This window comes from Bacillus alkalisoli (assembly GCF_002797415.1).
GTDB lineage: Bacteria > Bacillota > Bacilli > Bacillales > Bacillaceae_I > Bacillus_CD > Bacillus_CD alkalisoli.
Genome location: NZ_KZ454944.1, coordinates 257,659 through 274,812, shown reverse-complemented (window position 1 = coordinate 274,812; position 17,154 = coordinate 257,659). Strand labels below are relative to the sequence as shown.

Here is a 17,154-nt window from a genome sequence, read left to right as displayed (position 1 = left end):
TCGTACAAACATTATGCAAAGTGATATGACAAAAATTCGTTTTTCAATAAACGAAACGTAAATGAGTGAGTTTCATAATGTACAATTACTTGATTCAAATATTAAATTAGTCCACTTATTAGTTTACACGATTTTGAGAAAATATAAATGGTAGATGGCCAACTTTTACGAAATTGTAAAATTCAGTGCCTAATTACTATTATTTTCTAGTGCTAATGGAATAATAGTTTGTTTGGTCTTAGTTGGGTTTGGGGATGAACTCTAAGTAAGATGGATATACCGAAAAAGAAGTCGCTGATAAAAGGGGTCATGCGCCGATAATGGCACCGAATCGCTGATTGGGATTAGTCAATCGCCGATTAGATTTACAATTTCGCCGATATAACCTGGATTATCGCCGGTAAAAGTCCCATTTTCGCCGATAAAACCTAAAAAATCCCCGATAAATACAAAATCCAGTCATCCTATCTATCCATTTTTCACGCCAATTACTTCTCGGGGACTCTTCTACGACCGTTTTTTCTTCATTCTGAACGGAATTCGGTGTTAAAAAACTAAAAAAGGAGAAAACGGTTTGCAAAATAGCAAGCCATTTTCCCCTTAAGTTCTCAACCTATTAATTTTTACGGTTATTCCAGTCTTCTAGGAACTTTTCGATGCCTTGGTCTGTTAGTGGGTGGTTGAAAAGTTGCATTAGGACTTTGTATGGAATCGTTGCGATGTGAGCGCCGTTTAGTGCTGCATCTGTTACGTGTTGTGGGTGACGGATAGATGCTGCGATAATTTCTGTTGGTAGGTCATGGATAGTAAATATGTCCGCAATAGTGGAGATTAAGTCCATGCCGTTATGACCAATGTCGTCTAGTCTTCCTAAGAATGGAGAAACGTATGTCGCACCAGCTCTTGCTGCTAGTAAAGCTTGGTTTGCACTGAAAACAAGCGTTACGTTTGTTTTAATATTTAGTTCGGAAAATGCCGCTACAGCTGTTAAGCCGGCTGGTGTCATTGGAACTTTGATTGTGATGTTTGGCGCAATTTTTGCTAGTTCTTTTCCTTCTTCGATCATTCCCTCTGCATCAAGTGCGATTACTTCTGCACTGACGGAACCTTTTACGATTTCTGTAATTTCGCGAAGACGGTCTTCAAATGTTACGCCTTGTTCTTTTACGACTAAGCTTGGATTTGTTGTAACGCCTGAAAGTAGGCCTAGTTTATGTGCTGCTTTTATTTCTTCTAAGTTGGCAGTATCAATGAAAAATTTCATTTTTAAAAACACTCCTTTATGTATCCGTTTACATTAATAGTTTGCACTACGGGTATTTGTTATTTTACCATACACTTTTTGATTTCCCTAAAGAAAAAAAGCAAAACTACTTTTGTTGAAGGAAAGTAGTTTTGCTTTTTCGTTGCGTTGTTGTTTGAGTTTGTTTGTTGAAATGAAATGTTTCAAAATGATGACAGGTGCCAGGCACCTGTCATATTTTGGATTCCTTAAGCTTTGTTTGCAGAGCCGAATTCGCGCATTTTACCTTTTACTGTTTCTTTGATTGCGTCGCGAGCTGGGCCTAAATATTTACGTGGATCATATTCTTCCGTTTTTGTTGCAAGAACTTCACGAACTGCTTTTGCAGATGCGATTTGGTTTTCTGTGTTTACGTTGATTTTTGCTGTTCCGAAAGAAATCGATTTTTGGATATCATGAGTTGGGATACCAGTTCCGCCGTGAAGTACTAGAGGTACACCCGCGCGGTTGTTGATTTCTTCCATTTCTTTGAATCCTAAGTTTGGCTCACCTTTGTAGGGACCGTGAACAGATCCTAACGCTGGAGCTAGGCAGTCGATACCTGTGCGTTTAACTAATTCTTCACACTCGTTAGGGTCAGCGTAGATTACGCCTTCTGCGATTACATCGTCTTCTTGTCCACCAACTACACCAAGTTCTGCTTCAACAGAAACTCCGTGGAAGTGTGCAAGTTCTACTACTTTTTTAGTTGTTTCGATGTTTTCTTCGAATGGGTGGTGAGAAGCGTCGATCATAACAGATGTGAAACCTGCATGAATTGCTTTTGCACAAGATTCGAAGCTTGAACCGTGGTCTAAGTGAATCGCAACTGGAACTGTTACGTTGTACTCTTCCATTAATGCTTTAACCATTGCTACAACTGTTTTGAATCCACCCATGTAACGAGCAGCACCTTCAGAAACTCCTAGAATTACTGGAGAGTTCTCTTCTTGTGCAGCTTGTAAAATCGCTTGCGTGAACTCTAAGTTGTTTAAATTAAATTGACCTACTGCATAGCCTTCTGCATTAGCTTTTTTTAGCATTTCTGTCATTGAAACTAAAGGCATGGTAAATCCTCCTTTGCAATTTTGCCTGCATGTTGTAAAACTTCAGGCAGGTGTTTTTCGCTTCCTATCCTAAAATATAAGCTTCATTCTATGTTGACCAATTCAAAATGTCGCTATGTATGAGCGAGCTAATATTTGTCGGAATAGTTATCCATTACTTAGCATACCAAACTTCAAAACGAATGAGCAACAAAGAAAATCAGTAATTTAAAGTGTAAGCGGTAACAGTTGGAATGTTTAAATTTTCAGACACAATTGGGGTTTAATAGGATGGGAAGAAGGGTAAATAATGGTAGGGTGTGGGATGTAGCCTACATATGGCCGGGTGGCTAATTTTCTCAAAAGAAAAAACAACCAGACGTAGAACTAGATGCTGGTTAGTAGGATCTAGCACTAAATATGGTTGCTTTTTGGGACATGCCTTAAACGGATTGAGGCATATATTTGCGGACAGCTTCACGAATTTCATCGATATCGAATGGTTTGGCGAAATGCGTGATTGCGCCTAGATCCTTTGATTCTTGGATCATATCGAGTTCGCCGTATGCGGTCATGATAATTACTTGAATGTCTTTGTTAATCGCTTTTAGTCGTTTTAAAATTTCAATGCCATCCATGCCAGGAATTTTCATGTCTAGTAAAACTAAATCAGGTGAATGCTTTTCGACAATGTCTAATGCTTGGTAACCATTTGCTGCTTGGAATGTTTGATAACCTTCTTTACTGAATACTTCGTTTAGCAAGATTCGGATTCCGAATTGGTCATCAACGATTAGTAATTTCCTTTGACTCACCATTAACACACCTCAAATTCTTCGAGTATTTAAGTAACAAAGTTTTCTATGTTGCTGAATTCACTACTCTACATGGGCATTTTAGCTTATACGGACGTCTCATTTTCACACATGTCTCGTCGCATTACAAGATATAGCGCCATCTACCTCTATATTCTACCAATTGGTACTCATTTCCTTCTTATTTTCATTAATATTACATTATTTATTATTTTTTATTAATTTCATAAGCGTTTCGTTTATTGAAAAACGAACCTTTTGGATAATATTAATTTATAGTTCGTATTCGTTTTGTAGTCATATATTATGAAAGGCACTCTCTTACGTGAAATTTGCTATTTTATGACCATTTGATATATTTTGGAGTGAAGTGTTTATTCGGAAATGGAGTGTACTTTTTATGTTGAAGATATTTATGACACAGCTTTCTGGCGTGTTTAAAAAAATTGCCAGTGACGAAGAGTTTGGCCTTGAAGATGGTGCGCGTGTGTTAGCCCAGGCAGTTGTCGGGGATGGGCATGTATATGTTGCTGGGTTTGCAGAGATGAAAGCGGTAGTAGCGGAGGCTGTTTACGGTGCGGAGCCGTTGATTGGGGCTAGAGAGTTGGAGGCTGTTACTGCTTTAAAGGATGTTGATCGTGTATTGATTGTTAGTAGGTCTAGTACGGATGTGGCGGCTGTGGAGTTGGCTAAACAGTTGCAGGATCGTGGGATTGGAGCGGTTGGGATATCGACGGTTCCGAAGCGTGTGGATGGTGAGTCGTTGACAGATTTGGTGGACATCCATATAGATTTGCAGTTGTATCAAGGGCTTATTCCGGATGAGGATGGCTCGAGGTTTGGTTATCCGAGTAGCTTAGTGGCGCTTTTTGCTTATCATGGGCTAGCGTTTACGGTCCGGGAGATAGTGCGGGAGTTGGAAGAGGAGTAATTTGTTTGTTTAAATGAAGCAAACTTGCCGTTTTAGGGTAGGTTTGCTTTTTTGTGTTGTATTTTGGGGGAGATGAAGCTGTTTAATAGATTTTAGGGGATGAAGTGTAGGTTTTTTTATATGGAGGTTGGTGTTAAATGGTTTATCGGCGATATTTTGGGTTTTATCGGCGAATTTGCATAGTTTATCGGCGAAAATTCGACTTTTATCGGCGGAAGTTACACTTTACCGGCTTTTATACACTATAGTTAAGAGGCATTGTCAACCGCACATGTGCGGTTTTTTGTTGTTTTTTTATAAAAAATTGCTTTTTAGATAAAGAAATTACCTTTTATTACAGCTTCTACTAATACGCCTTCTTTCATCCGTACTCCATAACAAATATTTGAAAATTACACAACCGCACATGTGCGGTTTTTTGTTATTTTTTTATAAAAAATTGCTTTTTAGATAAAGAATTTACCTTTTATTGTCACTTCTACTAATACGCCTTCTTTCATCCGTATTCCATAACTAATATTTGAAGATTACACAACTGCACATGTGCGGTTTTTTGTTATTTTTTTTTTCAAAATATACAAAAAAAACCAATCACCTTTTAAGATGACTGGTTTTCCTTCGCTTTATAATCTTACGCTAACACTTCCGCTTTCTTCAATGAAGCTTGAACGAACTCGCGGAAAAGTGGTTGAGAACGGTTTGGTCTTGATGTGAACTCTGGATGGAATTGAGATGCTAAGAACCATGGGTGGTCTTTTAACTCAATGATTTCCACTAAACGGCCGTCTGGGCTTGTACCAGAGAAGATGAAACCGTGCTCTTCCATTTGTTGACGGTATTGGTTGTTGAACTCATAACGATGACGGTGACGCTCATAGATTACTTCGTCTTTGTATGCATCGCGAGCTATAGAGCCTTCTGTTAACTTACATGGGTATAATCCTAGACGTAATGTTCCACCTAAATCTTCAATGTCTTTTTGCTCAGGTAGTAAATCGATTACTGGATTTGTAGTTTCTGGATTTAATTCAGATGAATGAGCATCTTTTAATCCTAATACGTTACGCGCATACTCAACAGATGCTAGTTGCATTCCTAAGCAAATACCGAAGAATGGCACTTTATTTTCACGAGCATAGCGAATTGCTTCGATTTTCCCTTCTACTCCACGATCTCCGAAACCACCTGGAACTAAAATTCCATCTGCCTCGCTTAATAATTCTTCTACGTTATCTCCATTCACTTCTTCTGCATTAACCCACTGAATTTTTATATCAGAGTCAAAATCGTAACCTGCATGACGCAGTGCTTCCGCTACAGAAATGTATGCATCTTGTAACTCTACATATTTACCAACAAGGGCAATTTTCGTCACTTTCGATAAGCTACGAACCTTATCCACTAACGCGTTCCACTCGGACATGTTTGCTTCCCCACAAGGAAGGTTTAAATGTTCGCAAACGATTTGGTCCATTTTTTGCTCTTGGTAGGATAAAGGAACGGCGTATAACGTATCTGCATCGATAGACTCGATTACTGCGCGCTCGTCGATATCGCAGAATAAAGCAATTTTGTCTTTCATATCTTGAGAAATTGCATGCTCTGAACGAAGAACGATAATGTTCGGTTGAATACCTAAGCTACGAAGTTCTTTTACGCTATGTTGTGTTGGCTTTGTTTTTAACTCACCAGCAGCGTTTAAGTAAGGAACTAACGTACAGTGAATGTACATAACGCTGTCACGGCCGATGTCGCTTTTAATTTGGCGAATTGCTTCTAAGAATGGTAATGATTCGATGTCCCCAACTGTTCCACCAATTTCCGTAATAACAACATCTGCACCCGTTTCGCGACCAGCACGGAATACACGCTCTTTAATTTCGTTCGTGATGTGTGGGATAACTTGAACTGTTCCGCCTAAATAATCGCCACGACGTTCTTTTTTCAGTACAGTGGAATAAATTTTCCCAGTTGTTACGTTGCTGTACTTGTTTAAGTTAATGTCAATGAAACGTTCGTAGTGACCTAAGTCTAAATCGGTTTCTGCGCCGTCATCTGTTACGAAAACTTCACCATGTTGGTACGGGCTCATCGTACCTGGGTCTACGTTAATGTAAGGATCGAATTTTTGGATTGTTACACTTAACCCTCTATTTTTTAATAAACGGCCTAAAGATGCTGCTGTGATTCCTTTTCCTAGTGAAGATACTACTCCACCTGTTACAAAAATATACTTTGTCATGATGCTCCCCCTCTAATGGATAATTTTTTCGTGCACATACTGTTTCGTGTATGTAAAATAGTTTTTATATAATTTTTGGAGAGGCTATTCAACATGTTTAGCATTCGTTAAAAATGCTGTTGAAATACTATTGTTTTATTAACGCCAAACTCATTTAATAAAAGTCTTTGTTAAACACCGCTGTTGATTTCCGTGCAAGCTTCCGCTTTCCGCGGGCGGGCCGGGAGCCTCCTCGGCGCAAGCGCCTGTGGGGTCTCCCGTTTCCCGCTTCTCCCGCAGGAGTCTATAGCTTGCACTACAATAAACAGCTAATTAGTATTTAAAAACAGTAAATACCTTTTAACAAATCTTTATAAAAAAACAAAAACGCTCCGCCTACTTAAGTGTAGGGGAGCGTATATTTTATACGTTTAAAGTTAGTCCTTTTTTAAGGAGCCCAAAAAAGATTCTACCTAGCTATAGCAAAAAAGTCAAGGAGGTTTTTGAAAACTCTCCAATTAAACTTCTTCTTCCTCATCTAATTCTAGTTCTTCTTCGTCCTCTTCATCAAGGTCAAACTCTTCATCTTCTAAAATCTCAAGTTCATCCTCATCTTCATCGTCATCTAAATCCTCATCTAAATCCGGAGTGTCCACGATTATCTCTTCTTCGTCCTCTTCATAATCGTCAAGGTCGTCGAACTCTAATTCTTCTTCATCCAACTCATCGTACTCTTCCAGATCTAAATCGTCACCATCAGACTTCTTCGCTTTCTTCTTCTTCACCTTCACCTGAGGAGTTGTTTCTTCCTCAATTTGGTCATACGGATACCAAGCACGTAGACCCCATTGGTTTTCCCCAACACAAAGGAATCGACCATCAATATTCAAATCCGTGTAAAACTGGGAAAGATTTGTGCGTAGATCCTTATCCGTAAAACCAGTAAGTTCCTTCATTTCATTTAATAAATCTTGAAATGGCACCGCTTGCTTTACATCACGATCTTTAAGAAGCATAAATGCGATTTCAATTAATGACATTTCTTTTATATCTTCCACCGTTAATTGGTCTAATGTCATGTTTGCACACCCTTTCTATATGTAAAAGAAAATAATTGGTAAAAAGTATATCTCGATGTACTAGTTTCGACAGCTCCTATTGCAAATCCTTGTTGTTTCGCAATAAAATAGGCAGTCGCCTAGCCCTACAAAATCCATACCATTCATTATAAACAAATTCCAATTGTTTAATCCAGTATTAAATCAAGTTTCTAGAAAAAATTGTTTCTCCGGTCCTTTCCCCGTGCCTGCCCCATAATACTATAACAATAGCACACTAGCCAACCATCCTCGTTCAGGGCTAGGAAATATAGCTAGAAAGAAAGCGTTTGTGACAAAAAGCCAATGAAGTTTAACTTGCCTTAAAATTTACTTAAAGTTGAACTTCATAAGGCCGCTGAAGTTCATTTGGCTAATAAATATTATCGTGGTTGAACCTCATAAAGCCGCTGAAGTTCATCTGGCTAATAAATATTATCGTGGTTGAACCTCATAAAGCCGCTGAAGTTCATCTGGCTAATAAAATTTATCGTAGTTGAACTTCATAACCACTATCGAGTTCATTTTCCTTCTCAAGCTTTTTCATTTTGATCTTGATAGCTTCTATCAAGTTCATTTTCCTTCTCAATTTTTTTCATTTTGAACTTGATAATCTCAATCAAGTTCATTTTCTTCTCAAATTTTTCTCATTTTGAACTTGATAACCACTATCAAGTTCATTTTCCTTCTCAACTTTTATCACTTTGAACTTGATAACCTCAATCAAGTTCATTTTCCTTCTCAAGCTTTTTCATTTTAAACTTGATAACCACTATCAAGTTCATTTACCTTCTCAATTTTTTCTCATTTTGAACTTTATACACATTTTTAATATGAAAAACGGCTTGTACAGATTGCCGTATAACAATCGACATCTGTACAAGCCTATTCATTTCATTTACATATTCCTTCTATACTGTCCGCCTACTTCGTAAAGTGCTCCTGTGATTTGTCCAAGGCTTGCGACTTTTACTGTTTCCATTAACTCTTCGAAAATATTTCCGCCGCTAATTGCTGTGTGCTTTAGACGCTTTAACGCTTCTTCTACTTCATCAGCATTGCGCGCTTGGAATTCATTTAAGTTACGGATTTGCGTTTCTTTTTCTTCATCTGTCGAGCGAGCAAGCTCAATGTCGTTTAACTCGTCTTCTGATGGTGGGTTAGGATTTTTATATGTGTTTACACCGATTATTGGTAGTTCACCAGTATGTTTTTTCATTTCATAGTACATCGACTCGTCTTGAATCTTACCGCGTTGGTATTGCGTTTCCATGGAACCTAACACGCCTCCACGGTCGTTCAAGCGTTCGAACTCTTGTAATACCATTTCTTCTACTAAGTCTGTTAGCTCTTCGACAATGAACGAACCTTGTAGAGGATTTTCATTTTTCGTTAAGCCGTGTTCTTTTGTAATAATCATTTGGATCGCCATTGCGCGACGCACACTCTCTTCTGTTGGCGTTGTAATCGCTTCGTCGTATGCATTTGTATGAAGCGAGTTACAGTTATCTTGCAGCGCCATTAATGCTTGAAGTGTTGTACGAATGTCGTTAAAGTCGATTTCTTGTGCGTGCAAGGAACGACCTGACGTTTGGATATGATACTTGAGCTTTTGGCTACGCTCATTTGCCCCGTATTTATTTTTCATAACAGTTGCCCAAATACGACGTGCCACACGGCCGATTACTGTGTATTCAGGGTCTAGACCGTTGCTAAAGAAGAACGATAAGTTCGGTGCAAAGTCATCAATGTTCATGCCGCGGCTTAAGTAATATTCTACATACGTGAATCCGTTTGATAATGTAAACGCAAGTTGTGTAATTGGGTTTGCCCCAGCTTCTGCGATATGATAGCCGGAAATAGAAACAGAGTAATAGTTACGCACTTTATTTTCAATGAAATATTGTTGAATATCTCCCATCATGCGCAGGGCAAACTCTGTTGAGAAAATACACGTATTTTGGCCTTGGTCTTCTTTTAAAATATCAGCTTGAACGGTACCGCGAACTGTTTGTAATGTGTACATGCGAATCTCTGTATACTCTTCCACTGAAAGCATGCGGCCAAGCTCTTCTTCTTTTTTCTTCACTTGTTGGTCTACTGCTGTATTCATGAACATCGCTAAAATAATTGGGGCTGGACCATTAATCGTCATCGATACAGATGTGCTCGGTGCGCAAAGGTCAAAGCCATCGTATAGCTTTTTCATGTCGTCTAGCGTACAGATGCTTACACCGCTATTTCCTACTTTTCCATAAATGTCCGGGCGGTGTGCAGGGTCTTCTCCGTAAAGAGTTACCGAATCAAATGCCGTACTTAAACGTTTGGCATCGTCATCCTTGCTTAAATAGTGGAAGCGACGGTTTGTGCGCTCAGGCGTTCCTTCCCCAGCGAATTGACGTTTCGGATCTTCGCCTTCGCGTTTGAATGGAAATACGCCCGCTGTATACGGGAATTCACCTGGGACGTTCTCTTTATATACCCAACGTAAAATTTCTCCATAGTCTACAAACTTCGGTAACACAACTTTTGGAATGTTTAAGCCAGATAAGCTCTTCGTAGTAAGCTTCGTAATGATTTCTTTATCGCGAATCTTTGTTACAAATTGCTCGCCAGAATATTTCTCTCTTTTCTCATCCCAAGTGGCTAAAATTTCCTTTGATTCTTTTGTTAGTTTTTCTTCGTATTCACTGCGAATCGATTGTAGAGCAGACACTATTTCTTGTTGAGCTGCTGCCGCTTCCATTGCTCCGTCTAATTGGAACAGTTTACGTGCAATTTCTAACTGCTCCCCTGCGGTTTTATGGTAGTTGCGAACAGTGTCCGAGATTTCACGTAAATAGTAACGGCGATCGTTCGGAATGATGATGTTTTGCTTTTCCACCTCTTTGGAAACTGGCAAACTTGATGTGTAGCTAGAGCCTGTTTTTTCATTGATTTTATTTAAAAGTGCCGCAAATAACGTGTTTGTGCCTAAATCGTTGAACTGGCTAGCGATGGTGCCGAAAACTGGCATTTCGTCTAACTCTTGCTCAAATGCTAAGTGGCTACGTTGGTATTGTTTCTGCACTTGGCGCTTCGCATCTTCAGACCCTTTACGCTCAAATTTGTTAATGACGATTAAATCCGCGTAATCGATCATATCAATTTTTTCTAGCTGAGAAGGCGCACCGAACTCGCTCGTCATCACATACATGGAGATATCGCAAATTTCTGTAATGCCGGCATCTCCTTGCCCGATTCCGCTCGTCTCGACGATTACAAGATCAAAACCAGCAGCTTTTACGACAGCGATAGCGTCTTGAATGGCTAAAGATAGCTCAGAACGAGAACCTCGAGTTGCTAAAGAACGCATAAAAACGCGCGGGTTGAAGATTGCGTTCATGCGAATACGGTCCCCGAGTAGTGCTCCACCTGTTTTTTGTTTGGTTGGGTCAACAGATAGAATGGCTACTTTATTTTCTGGCACTTCGTTTAAGTAGCGGCGGATAAGTTCGTCTGTTAACGAGCTTTTTCCTGCTCCACCTGTACCTGTTATACCTAGTACTGGTACGTTTTGTTGCATTTCTTTTACTTTAGATAGAACTGCTTGTGCTGTTGCTGCTACTTCTGTGTTTGCTGCAATTTGTGTTTCCGCAAGAGAAATAAGGCGGGCAACAGCTTGATGGTTGTCGACGGATAGGTTTTCAACTTCGTCCGTTACTTTTCCAGCTGGTAGGAAGTCGCATTCTTTGATCATCATGTTGATCATGCCTTGTAAGCCGTGCTCTCTGCCGTCTTCCGGTGAGAAAATGCGGGCAATGCCGTACTCGTGTAGTTCTTTTATTTCTTGGGGAATGATTACCCCGCCGCCTCCACCGTAAATACGGATGTGAGATGCGCCTTTTTCTTTTAATAGGTCATACATGTATTTGAAATATTCTACGTGACCGCCTTGGTACGATGAAATCGCGATTCCTTGAACGTCCTCTTGGATTGCCGCGTTGACGATTTCTTCTACGGAACGGTTATGGCCTAGGTGGATGACCTCTGCCCCGCTTCCTTGTAAAATACGTCGCATAATGTTAATGGATGCATCGTGTCCATCGAAAAGACTTGATGCCGTCACAAAACGGATATGGTGTTTCGGTTGGTACAGTTCCATCTTACTTTTCCTCCCCTTTTGTAAGTCCGTGTAGTAGTAAGTGTAGTTGTATGTCTACGTATTGTTGCAATGTAAATTGTCGTTGCAACACCCAGCGTCGGAAGCCCCACATTTGTCCTTGGACGAAAATGTTGTGAGCAAGTAGTTCAATTTCTTTTTCCGACATGGATGTGCCGTTTTCTTTTACATAATTCCGAACGACTTCTTCAAACATCTTTACCATTTCAATTTCTTTGTTTAGTACATATGGCAAGGCGTCTTTCGAAAGCGATTTTGCCTCTTGGTACATGACGAGTACCTCGTCTTGCATTTCGTCCATTACGAAAAAATAGTACGTTATCGCAGATTTTAAGCTTTCGAGACTACCTTTTTTCGTTTGGAGTTCTTGTTGGAGACGTTCGCCAACTTGGTCATAGATTCGGTCACATACTAGATAGAGAACATCTTCTTTTGTACGAATGTATTCGTACAATGTGCCAATGCTAAATCCCGCTTCTTTGGCGATTTCTCTTGTTGTCGTGCGGTGGAAGCCTTTTTGTTTAAAAAGACTTACCGCACCTTTTATCATTTGATCTCGGCGTTTTTCAATGAGCTTTTCATCTTTAACGGATGCGTGCACTTGCCGTTTTTTCATCACTTTTCTGCCGCCTTATTTTGTCAGCATTCTGGAGATTACTAGACGTTGAATTTCTTGTGTTCCTTCGTAGATTTGTGTGATTTTCGCATCACGCATGTATCGCTCTACTGGATAGTCTTTCGTATAGCCGTATCCGCCGAATACTTGCACCGCTTCTGTTGTTACTTTCATCGCCGTGTCACCTGCTATTAGCTTCGACATCGCCGATTCCTTACCGTATGAAAGTCCTTCTGACTCTCTCCACGCCGCTTGGTATGTTAATAGTCTAGAAGCTTCAATCATCGTTGCCATGTCTGCTAGTTTAAAACTTACGCCTTGTTGCGCTGCGATTGGTTTGCCGAATTGGACACGCTCTTTTGCATATGCGATGGAAGCGTCAAGTGCCCCTTGTGCAATTCCGACAGCTTGTGCAGCAATACCATTTCGGCCACCGTCAAGTGTTGTCATTGCTACTTTAAATCCTTCTCCAACTTCCCCTAGTAAGTTTTCAACAGGGACTTTGCAATCTTCGAACATGATTTCTGTTGTAGGTGATGAACGAATTCCTAGCTTTTGTTCTTTTTTCCCTACGCTAAACCCTGGGAAGTCACTTTCAATGATGAATGCACTTGTACCTTTATGTTTATTAGATGGGTCCGTCACTGCAAATACAACATAGATGTCTGCAATTCCGCCGTTTGTGATAAAAATTTTGGAGCCATTCAGCACGTAATGGTCACCTTCTAGGCGCGCTGTCGTTCTCATTCCACCAGCATCTGATCCAGAGCCTGGTTCTGTTAAGCCGTAAGCCCCAATTTTTGTACCTTGTGCAAGTGGCTTTAAGTATTTTTGTTTTTGCTCTTCTGTACCGTACTTGTAGATTGGCCAGCTAGCAAGTGATGTGTGAGCAGAAAGGGTTACGCCTGTTGATGCACATACACGAGAAAGTTCTTCTACTGCGATACAGTAAGCAAGGTAGTCACTGCCGATTCCGCCGTATTCTTCAGGGAACGGGATACCTGTAAGGCCTAGTTCCGCCATTTTGTGGAAGATTTCCATGTCAAAGCGTTCTTCTTCGTCACGCTCTGCAGCTGTTGGTTCTACTTCGTTTTTTGCAAAATCACGTACCATTTTGCGGATCATTTCGTGTTCTTCTGATAATTGAAAGTTCATATGTGTTACCTCCGTTTTTTTAGGTGTTAGGTGTTAGGCGTTAGTTGGTTAGGTTTTGAGTTGGGCTAACCAACTACCTTCTAACTGTTTTTGTTTTTGTTTTTGGTTTTGGTTTTTGATTTTCGGTTTTTGGTTTTTTGGTTTTCCTAACCAACTAACCACTAACCAACTAATCAACTAATCAAATGCTTCCCAATAACGATTCGTTGGATTTCGCTTGTGCCTTCGTAGATTTCGCATACTTTTGCGTCGCGGAAGTAGCGTTCTACTGGGTAGTCTTTCGTGTAGCCGTAGCCTCCGAACACTTGGATTGCTTCTGTTGTTACTTCCATGGCTGTTTTCGATGCGAAAAGTTTGGCAATGGACGCTTCTTTTCCGCAAGACATGCCATTTTGTCTTAAGTTTGCAGCGCGATAGGTTAATAGTTTGGCAGCTTCAACAGCTGTTGCCATGTCTGCTAGTTTGAAGCCAACTCCTTGTTGAGCGGAGATTGGTTTGCCAAATTGAACGCGTTCTTTTGAATAAGCGATAGCTGCTTCTGTTGCTGCTTCGGCGATTCCTAAAGATTGAGCGGCGATACCGATACGACCTACGTCTAAATTGGCCATCGCAATTTTGAAGCCTTCTCCTTCTTGGCCAAGTAGGTTTTCTGCTGGCACTTTTGCGTCTTCAAAGGTTAACTGCACTGTTTTGGAACCGTGAAGGCCCATTTTGTGCTCGTCTTTCCCAATGATGAAGCCTGGCGTGTCTTTTTCTACGATGAATGCTGAAACACCTTTGGAGCCTAGCTCAGGATTGGTGGAAGCAAATACGATGTACGTGTCTGCTTCGCCACCGTTTGTGATGAACACTTTGGCTCCGTTTAGAATGTAATGGTCGTCGTTTTTGACTGCGCGTGTTTTCAGGCTTCCTGCGTCAGAGCCTGCACTTGGTTCTGTTAGGGCGAATGCCCCTAAATATTCACCAGCAGCTAGTTTTGTTACGTATTTTTGTTTTTGTTCTTCTGTTCCGAAGTAAAGGACTGGGTTTGTTCCTACTGATGTGTGGACAGATAGGATAACACCAACTGTTGCGCTTACTTTGGAGATTTCGTTGATCGCGATGATGTAGGATGTGAAGTCCATTCCTGCGCCGCCGTATTGTTCTGGGATCGTGATACCCATTAAGCCTAGTTCTGCCATTTTATTTAAAATGTCGCGTGGGAATGCGCCTGCTTCCATTTGTTCGACGAATGGAGCGATTTCCTCTTGGGCGAAGTCGCGGACCATTTTTCTCATCATTTCTTGTTCTTCGGTAAAACGTAAGTTCATGGTGTGTGCTCCTTTCAAGGTTGCTGGGGGCGTTGGCTCTGTCTCATTGGTGATAAGGACGCTGTGGGCGGTTTAGCTTGAGAACCGAAGAGCGAGCATGCCTCCCTGTTTAGATTAGTATTGGTAGAAGCCTTTGCCAGTTTTTCTTCCAAGCCAGCCAGCTTTTACGTATTTTCTTAAAAGTGGACATGGGCGATATTTGTCGTCGCCGAACCCTTCGTGCAATGTTTCCATGATGTAAAGGCATGTGTCGAGGCCGATGAAGTCAGCGAGTTGGAGTGGTCCCATTGGGTGGTTCATTCCGAGCTTCATGACTTCGTCGACTGCTTCTGGTGTTGCGACGCCTTCGTATACCGTGTAGATTGCTTCGTTAATCATGGGCATCAGGACGCGGTTGGCTACGAAGCCTGGGAAGTCGTTTACTTCCACTGGTACTTTTTGTAGTGTTTTTGTTAAGTCTTCGATGGCTGTGTAAACACTGTCGTCTGTTTGCAAGCCACGGATGATTTCTACTAGTTTCATAACAGGCACTGGGTTCATAAAGTGCATGCCAATTACTTTTTCTGGACGGCTTGTGACTGCTGCGATTTCTGTGATTGGCAAGGATGATGTGTTTGTTGCAAGTATTGCGTGTTCTGGTGCGTGTTGGTCGACTGCTTGGAAAATTTTCTTTTTAATGTCCATGTTCTCGACTGCGGCTTCGATGACGATGTCGACGTTCGCTGCGTCTTCTAGGGCTTGTGTCCACGTTAGGCGTGATAGTGTCGCTTCTTTATCGGTTTCAGCCATACGGCCTTTTTCTACTTGTCGGGATAGGTTTTTCGTGATGATTGCTAGGCCTTTGTCTAGGGATTGTTGTTGAATGTCGTTTACGTATACGTGTAGGCCGGCCATTGCGCAAACTTGTGCGATGCCAGAGCCCATTTGTCCTGCTCCGATGACCATTACTTTTTGGATGTTCATATTTGGTTCCTCCTTGAGTTAATTGGTGTTAAGTGAAGTTTCGTCGCTTCGATTCTTGTTTTAAGTTCGCCGATATTAAGGGTAAATCGCTGATAACATGGGATTTTCGCCGATAACGTGACCCCTTCCGCCGATTGAACCGGGATTTTCGCCGATAAGTTGTTGATTTTCGCCGATTAAACTTAAATATTCGCCGGTAAGTTGCCCATTTTCGCCGATTGAACTGTTAGTTCCAACTATTTCTTGAATGTTTTACATGATTTGCACACATTAGCTGCTTATAAAGTAAGAGAACTATTGAGTTACCCTTTCACTTCCACCATAATTGCGTCGCCTTGACCGCCCCCGCTGCAGATGGAGGCAATTCCGATTCCGCCGCCGCGTCGTTTTAGTTCGTGCACTAACGAAATGATGATTCTTGCGCCACTTGCGCCGATTGGATGGCCTAGTGCGACTGCGCCACCGTTTACGTTTACTTTTTCTAGGTCAATTCCTGCAATTTTTGCGGAAGCTAGCGCTACTGCTGCAAATGCTTCGTTTATTTCAAATAAGTCGATGTCTTCTACTTTTTTACCTGTTTTCTTTAAAAGTTCTTGGATGACAAGTCCTGGTGTTTTTGGGAAGTCTTTCGCTTCTACAGCGATGGATGCGTGACCAACGATTGTTGCTAGTACTTCTTTGCCTTCAGCTGTGGCGCGGTCTTCGCTCATTAAGACTAGTGCTGCTGCGCCGTCGTTTACTCCTGGTGCATTTCCCGCTGTGATTGTTCCGTCGTGGTCGAAAACAGGTTTTAGTTTCGCTAAACGCTCTAAGTTCGTGTCTTTACGTGGTGATTCGTCGTCTTTTACGATGATTGGGTCACCTTTACGTTGTGGAATTTCCACTGGTACGATTTCTTGTGCATATAGACCGTTTTCCATTGCTGCTAATGCTTTTTGGTGGCTTTTGAAAGACCACTCATCCTGTGCCTCGCGCGAGATTTCCATTTCTTTTGCGCAAGAGTTGCCGTACGTTCCCATGTGCACGCCTGTGAAGGTACAAGTTAGGCCGTCATAGATCATTAAGTCTTTCACACTGCCGTCGCCCATTTTGTGGCCCCAGCGAGCTTTTGGTAAAAAATAAGGGGCGTTGCTCATGGACTCCATGCCACCCGCGACGATTACTTCTTCTTCACCAGAACGAATTAGGATGTCTGCTAAAGTTACGGCGCGCATGCCGGATGCACACACTTTATTGATAGTTTCTGTTTTTACGTTCCATGGAAGGCCGGCTTTTCTTGCTGCTTGGCGAGAAGGAATTTGGCCTTGACCGCCTTGTAAAACGGTACCGTAAATTACTTCGCCAACTGAATCAGGTGCAACACCTGCTCTGTTTAATGCTTCTTTAATTGCGATTCCGCCTAGGTCGGAAGCTGTTAATGTACTTAAGCTCCCACCAAATCGACCAACCGGTGTACGTACTCCACTAACGATAACTGTTTTTCCCATCATCTATTCCTCCTTCATATAGTTGTGAACGCTTACAAATTATTTCAAGATCGTTACAGGTGCCAGGCA

General features: G+C 41.3%; 13 protein-coding genes. 1 reads left to right on the top strand and 12 read right to left on the bottom strand.

Annotation, left to right across the window (positions count from 1 at the left end):
- Positions 1-616: 616 nt before the first annotated feature.
- The 3 genes from fsa to CDZ89_RS01325 all read right to left on the bottom strand — a co-directional run bounded on the left by fsa (position 617) and on the right by CDZ89_RS01325 (position 3,146).
- Positions 617-1,264: a fructose-6-phosphate aldolase gene (fsa, locus tag CDZ89_RS01335; protein ID WP_100333018.1), complete on the bottom strand. Its 648-nt coding sequence runs from the start codon at positions 1,262-1,264 to the stop codon at positions 617-619.
- Positions 1,265-1,491: 227 nt separating this feature from the next.
- Positions 1,492-2,349, bottom strand: a complete 858-nt coding sequence (locus CDZ89_RS01330; protein ID WP_096156333.1) for a class II fructose-bisphosphate aldolase — start codon at positions 2,347-2,349, stop codon at positions 1,492-1,494.
- Between the two features lie 422 nt (positions 2,350-2,771).
- The gene (locus tag CDZ89_RS01325) at positions 2,772-3,146 is read right to left on the bottom strand and encodes a response regulator (protein ID WP_141395239.1); all 375 of its coding nucleotides are present in this window, start codon (positions 3,144-3,146) and stop codon (positions 2,772-2,774) included.
- A 397-nt stretch (positions 3,147-3,543) separates the two neighbouring features.
- Here CDZ89_RS01325 and CDZ89_RS01320 point away from each other — a divergent pair, with 397 nt between their 5' ends.
- A complete protein-coding gene (locus CDZ89_RS01320; RefSeq protein WP_100333017.1) occupies positions 3,544-4,074 on the top strand; it encodes a DUF2529 domain-containing protein in 531 nt (176 codons plus the stop codon).
- A 631-nt stretch (positions 4,075-4,705) separates the two neighbouring features.
- On the opposite strand, the gene CDZ89_RS01315 is transcribed toward CDZ89_RS01320, so the two are convergent.
- From CDZ89_RS01315 to CDZ89_RS01280, 9 genes are all read right to left on the bottom strand, one after another.
- Entirely contained in the window at positions 4,706-6,316 is a 1,611-nt protein-coding gene (locus CDZ89_RS01315; protein ID WP_096156330.1) for a CTP synthase, read from the bottom strand.
- Between the two features lie 497 nt (positions 6,317-6,813).
- Complete coding sequence (rpoE, locus tag CDZ89_RS01310; RefSeq protein WP_096156329.1) at positions 6,814-7,374, bottom strand: DNA-directed RNA polymerase subunit delta; 561 nt, start codon at positions 7,372-7,374, stop codon at positions 6,814-6,816.
- Positions 7,375-8,290: 916 nt separating this feature from the next.
- Entirely contained in the window at positions 8,291-11,536 is a 3,246-nt protein-coding gene (icmF, locus tag CDZ89_RS01305) for a fused isobutyryl-CoA mutase/GTPase IcmF (protein ID WP_100333016.1), read from the bottom strand.
- A gap of 1 nt (position 11,537) precedes the next feature.
- Positions 11,538-12,170, bottom strand: coding sequence for a TetR/AcrR family transcriptional regulator (locus tag CDZ89_RS01300; RefSeq protein WP_096157043.1), 633 nt, complete (start codon positions 12,168-12,170; stop codon positions 11,538-11,540).
- 15 nt (positions 12,171-12,185) lie between these two features.
- A complete protein-coding gene (locus tag CDZ89_RS01295; protein ID WP_096156327.1) occupies positions 12,186-13,325 on the bottom strand; it encodes an acyl-CoA dehydrogenase in 1,140 nt (379 codons plus the stop codon).
- A gap of 48 nt (positions 13,326-13,373) precedes the next feature.
- Positions 13,374-13,502, bottom strand: coding sequence for a hypothetical protein (locus tag CDZ89_RS20240; RefSeq protein WP_264755077.1), 129 nt, complete (start codon positions 13,500-13,502; stop codon positions 13,374-13,376).
- On the bottom strand, positions 13,499-14,635 hold the full coding sequence (locus CDZ89_RS01290) for an acyl-CoA dehydrogenase (RefSeq protein WP_100333015.1): 1,137 nt from the start codon (positions 14,633-14,635) through the stop codon (positions 13,499-13,501). Before CDZ89_RS01290 ends, CDZ89_RS20240 begins: the two co-directional genes overlap by 4 nt.
- 114 nt (positions 14,636-14,749) lie before the next feature.
- Positions 14,750-15,598 carry a 3-hydroxybutyryl-CoA dehydrogenase gene (locus CDZ89_RS01285; protein ID WP_096156325.1) on the bottom strand — a complete coding sequence of 283 codons (849 nt, stop codon included), beginning with the start codon at positions 15,596-15,598 and terminating at the stop codon, positions 14,750-14,752.
- A 302-nt stretch (positions 15,599-15,900) separates the two neighbouring features.
- Entirely contained in the window at positions 15,901-17,085 is a 1,185-nt protein-coding gene (locus tag CDZ89_RS01280; RefSeq protein ID WP_096156324.1) for an acetyl-CoA C-acetyltransferase, read from the bottom strand.
- Positions 17,086-17,154: the final 69 nt, after the last annotated feature.

What these genes read in the sequence shown, in the direction of transcription:
- fsa (WP_100333018.1), bottom strand. Translation starts at nt 1,264, where the DNA reads ATGAAATTTTTCATTGATACTGCCAACTTAGAAGAAATAAAAGCAGCA.
- CDZ89_RS01330 (WP_096156333.1), bottom strand. Translation starts at nt 2,349, where the DNA reads ATGCCTTTAGTTTCAATGACAGAAATGCTAAAAAAAGCTAATGCAGAA.
- CDZ89_RS01325 (WP_141395239.1), bottom strand. Translation starts at nt 3,146, where the DNA reads ATGGTGAGTCAAAGGAAATTACTAATCGTTGATGACCAATTCGGAATC.
- CDZ89_RS01320 (WP_100333017.1), top strand. Translation starts at nt 3,544, where the DNA reads ATGTTGAAGATATTTATGACACAGCTTTCTGGCGTGTTTAAAAAAATT.
- CDZ89_RS01315 (WP_096156330.1), bottom strand. Translation starts at nt 6,316, where the DNA reads ATGACAAAGTATATTTTTGTAACAGGTGGAGTAGTATCTTCACTAGGA.
- rpoE (WP_096156329.1), bottom strand. Translation starts at nt 7,374, where the DNA reads ATGACATTAGACCAATTAACGGTGGAAGATATAAAAGAAATGTCATTA.
- icmF (WP_100333016.1), bottom strand. Translation starts at nt 11,536, where the DNA reads ATGGAACTGTACCAACCGAAACACCATATCCGTTTTGTGACGGCATCA.
- CDZ89_RS01300 (WP_096157043.1), bottom strand. Translation starts at nt 12,170, where the DNA reads ATGAAAAAACGGCAAGTGCACGCATCCGTTAAAGATGAAAAGCTCATT.
- CDZ89_RS01295 (WP_096156327.1), bottom strand. Translation starts at nt 13,325, where the DNA reads ATGAACTTTCAATTATCAGAAGAACACGAAATGATCCGCAAAATGGTA.
- CDZ89_RS01290 (WP_100333015.1), bottom strand. Translation starts at nt 14,635, where the DNA reads ATGAACTTACGTTTTACCGAAGAACAAGAAATGATGAGAAAAATGGTC.
- CDZ89_RS01285 (WP_096156325.1), bottom strand. Translation starts at nt 15,598, where the DNA reads ATGAACATCCAAAAAGTAATGGTCATCGGAGCAGGACAAATGGGCTCT.
- CDZ89_RS01280 (WP_096156324.1), bottom strand. Translation starts at nt 17,085, where the DNA reads ATGGGAAAAACAGTTATCGTTAGTGGAGTACGTACACCGGTTGGTCGA.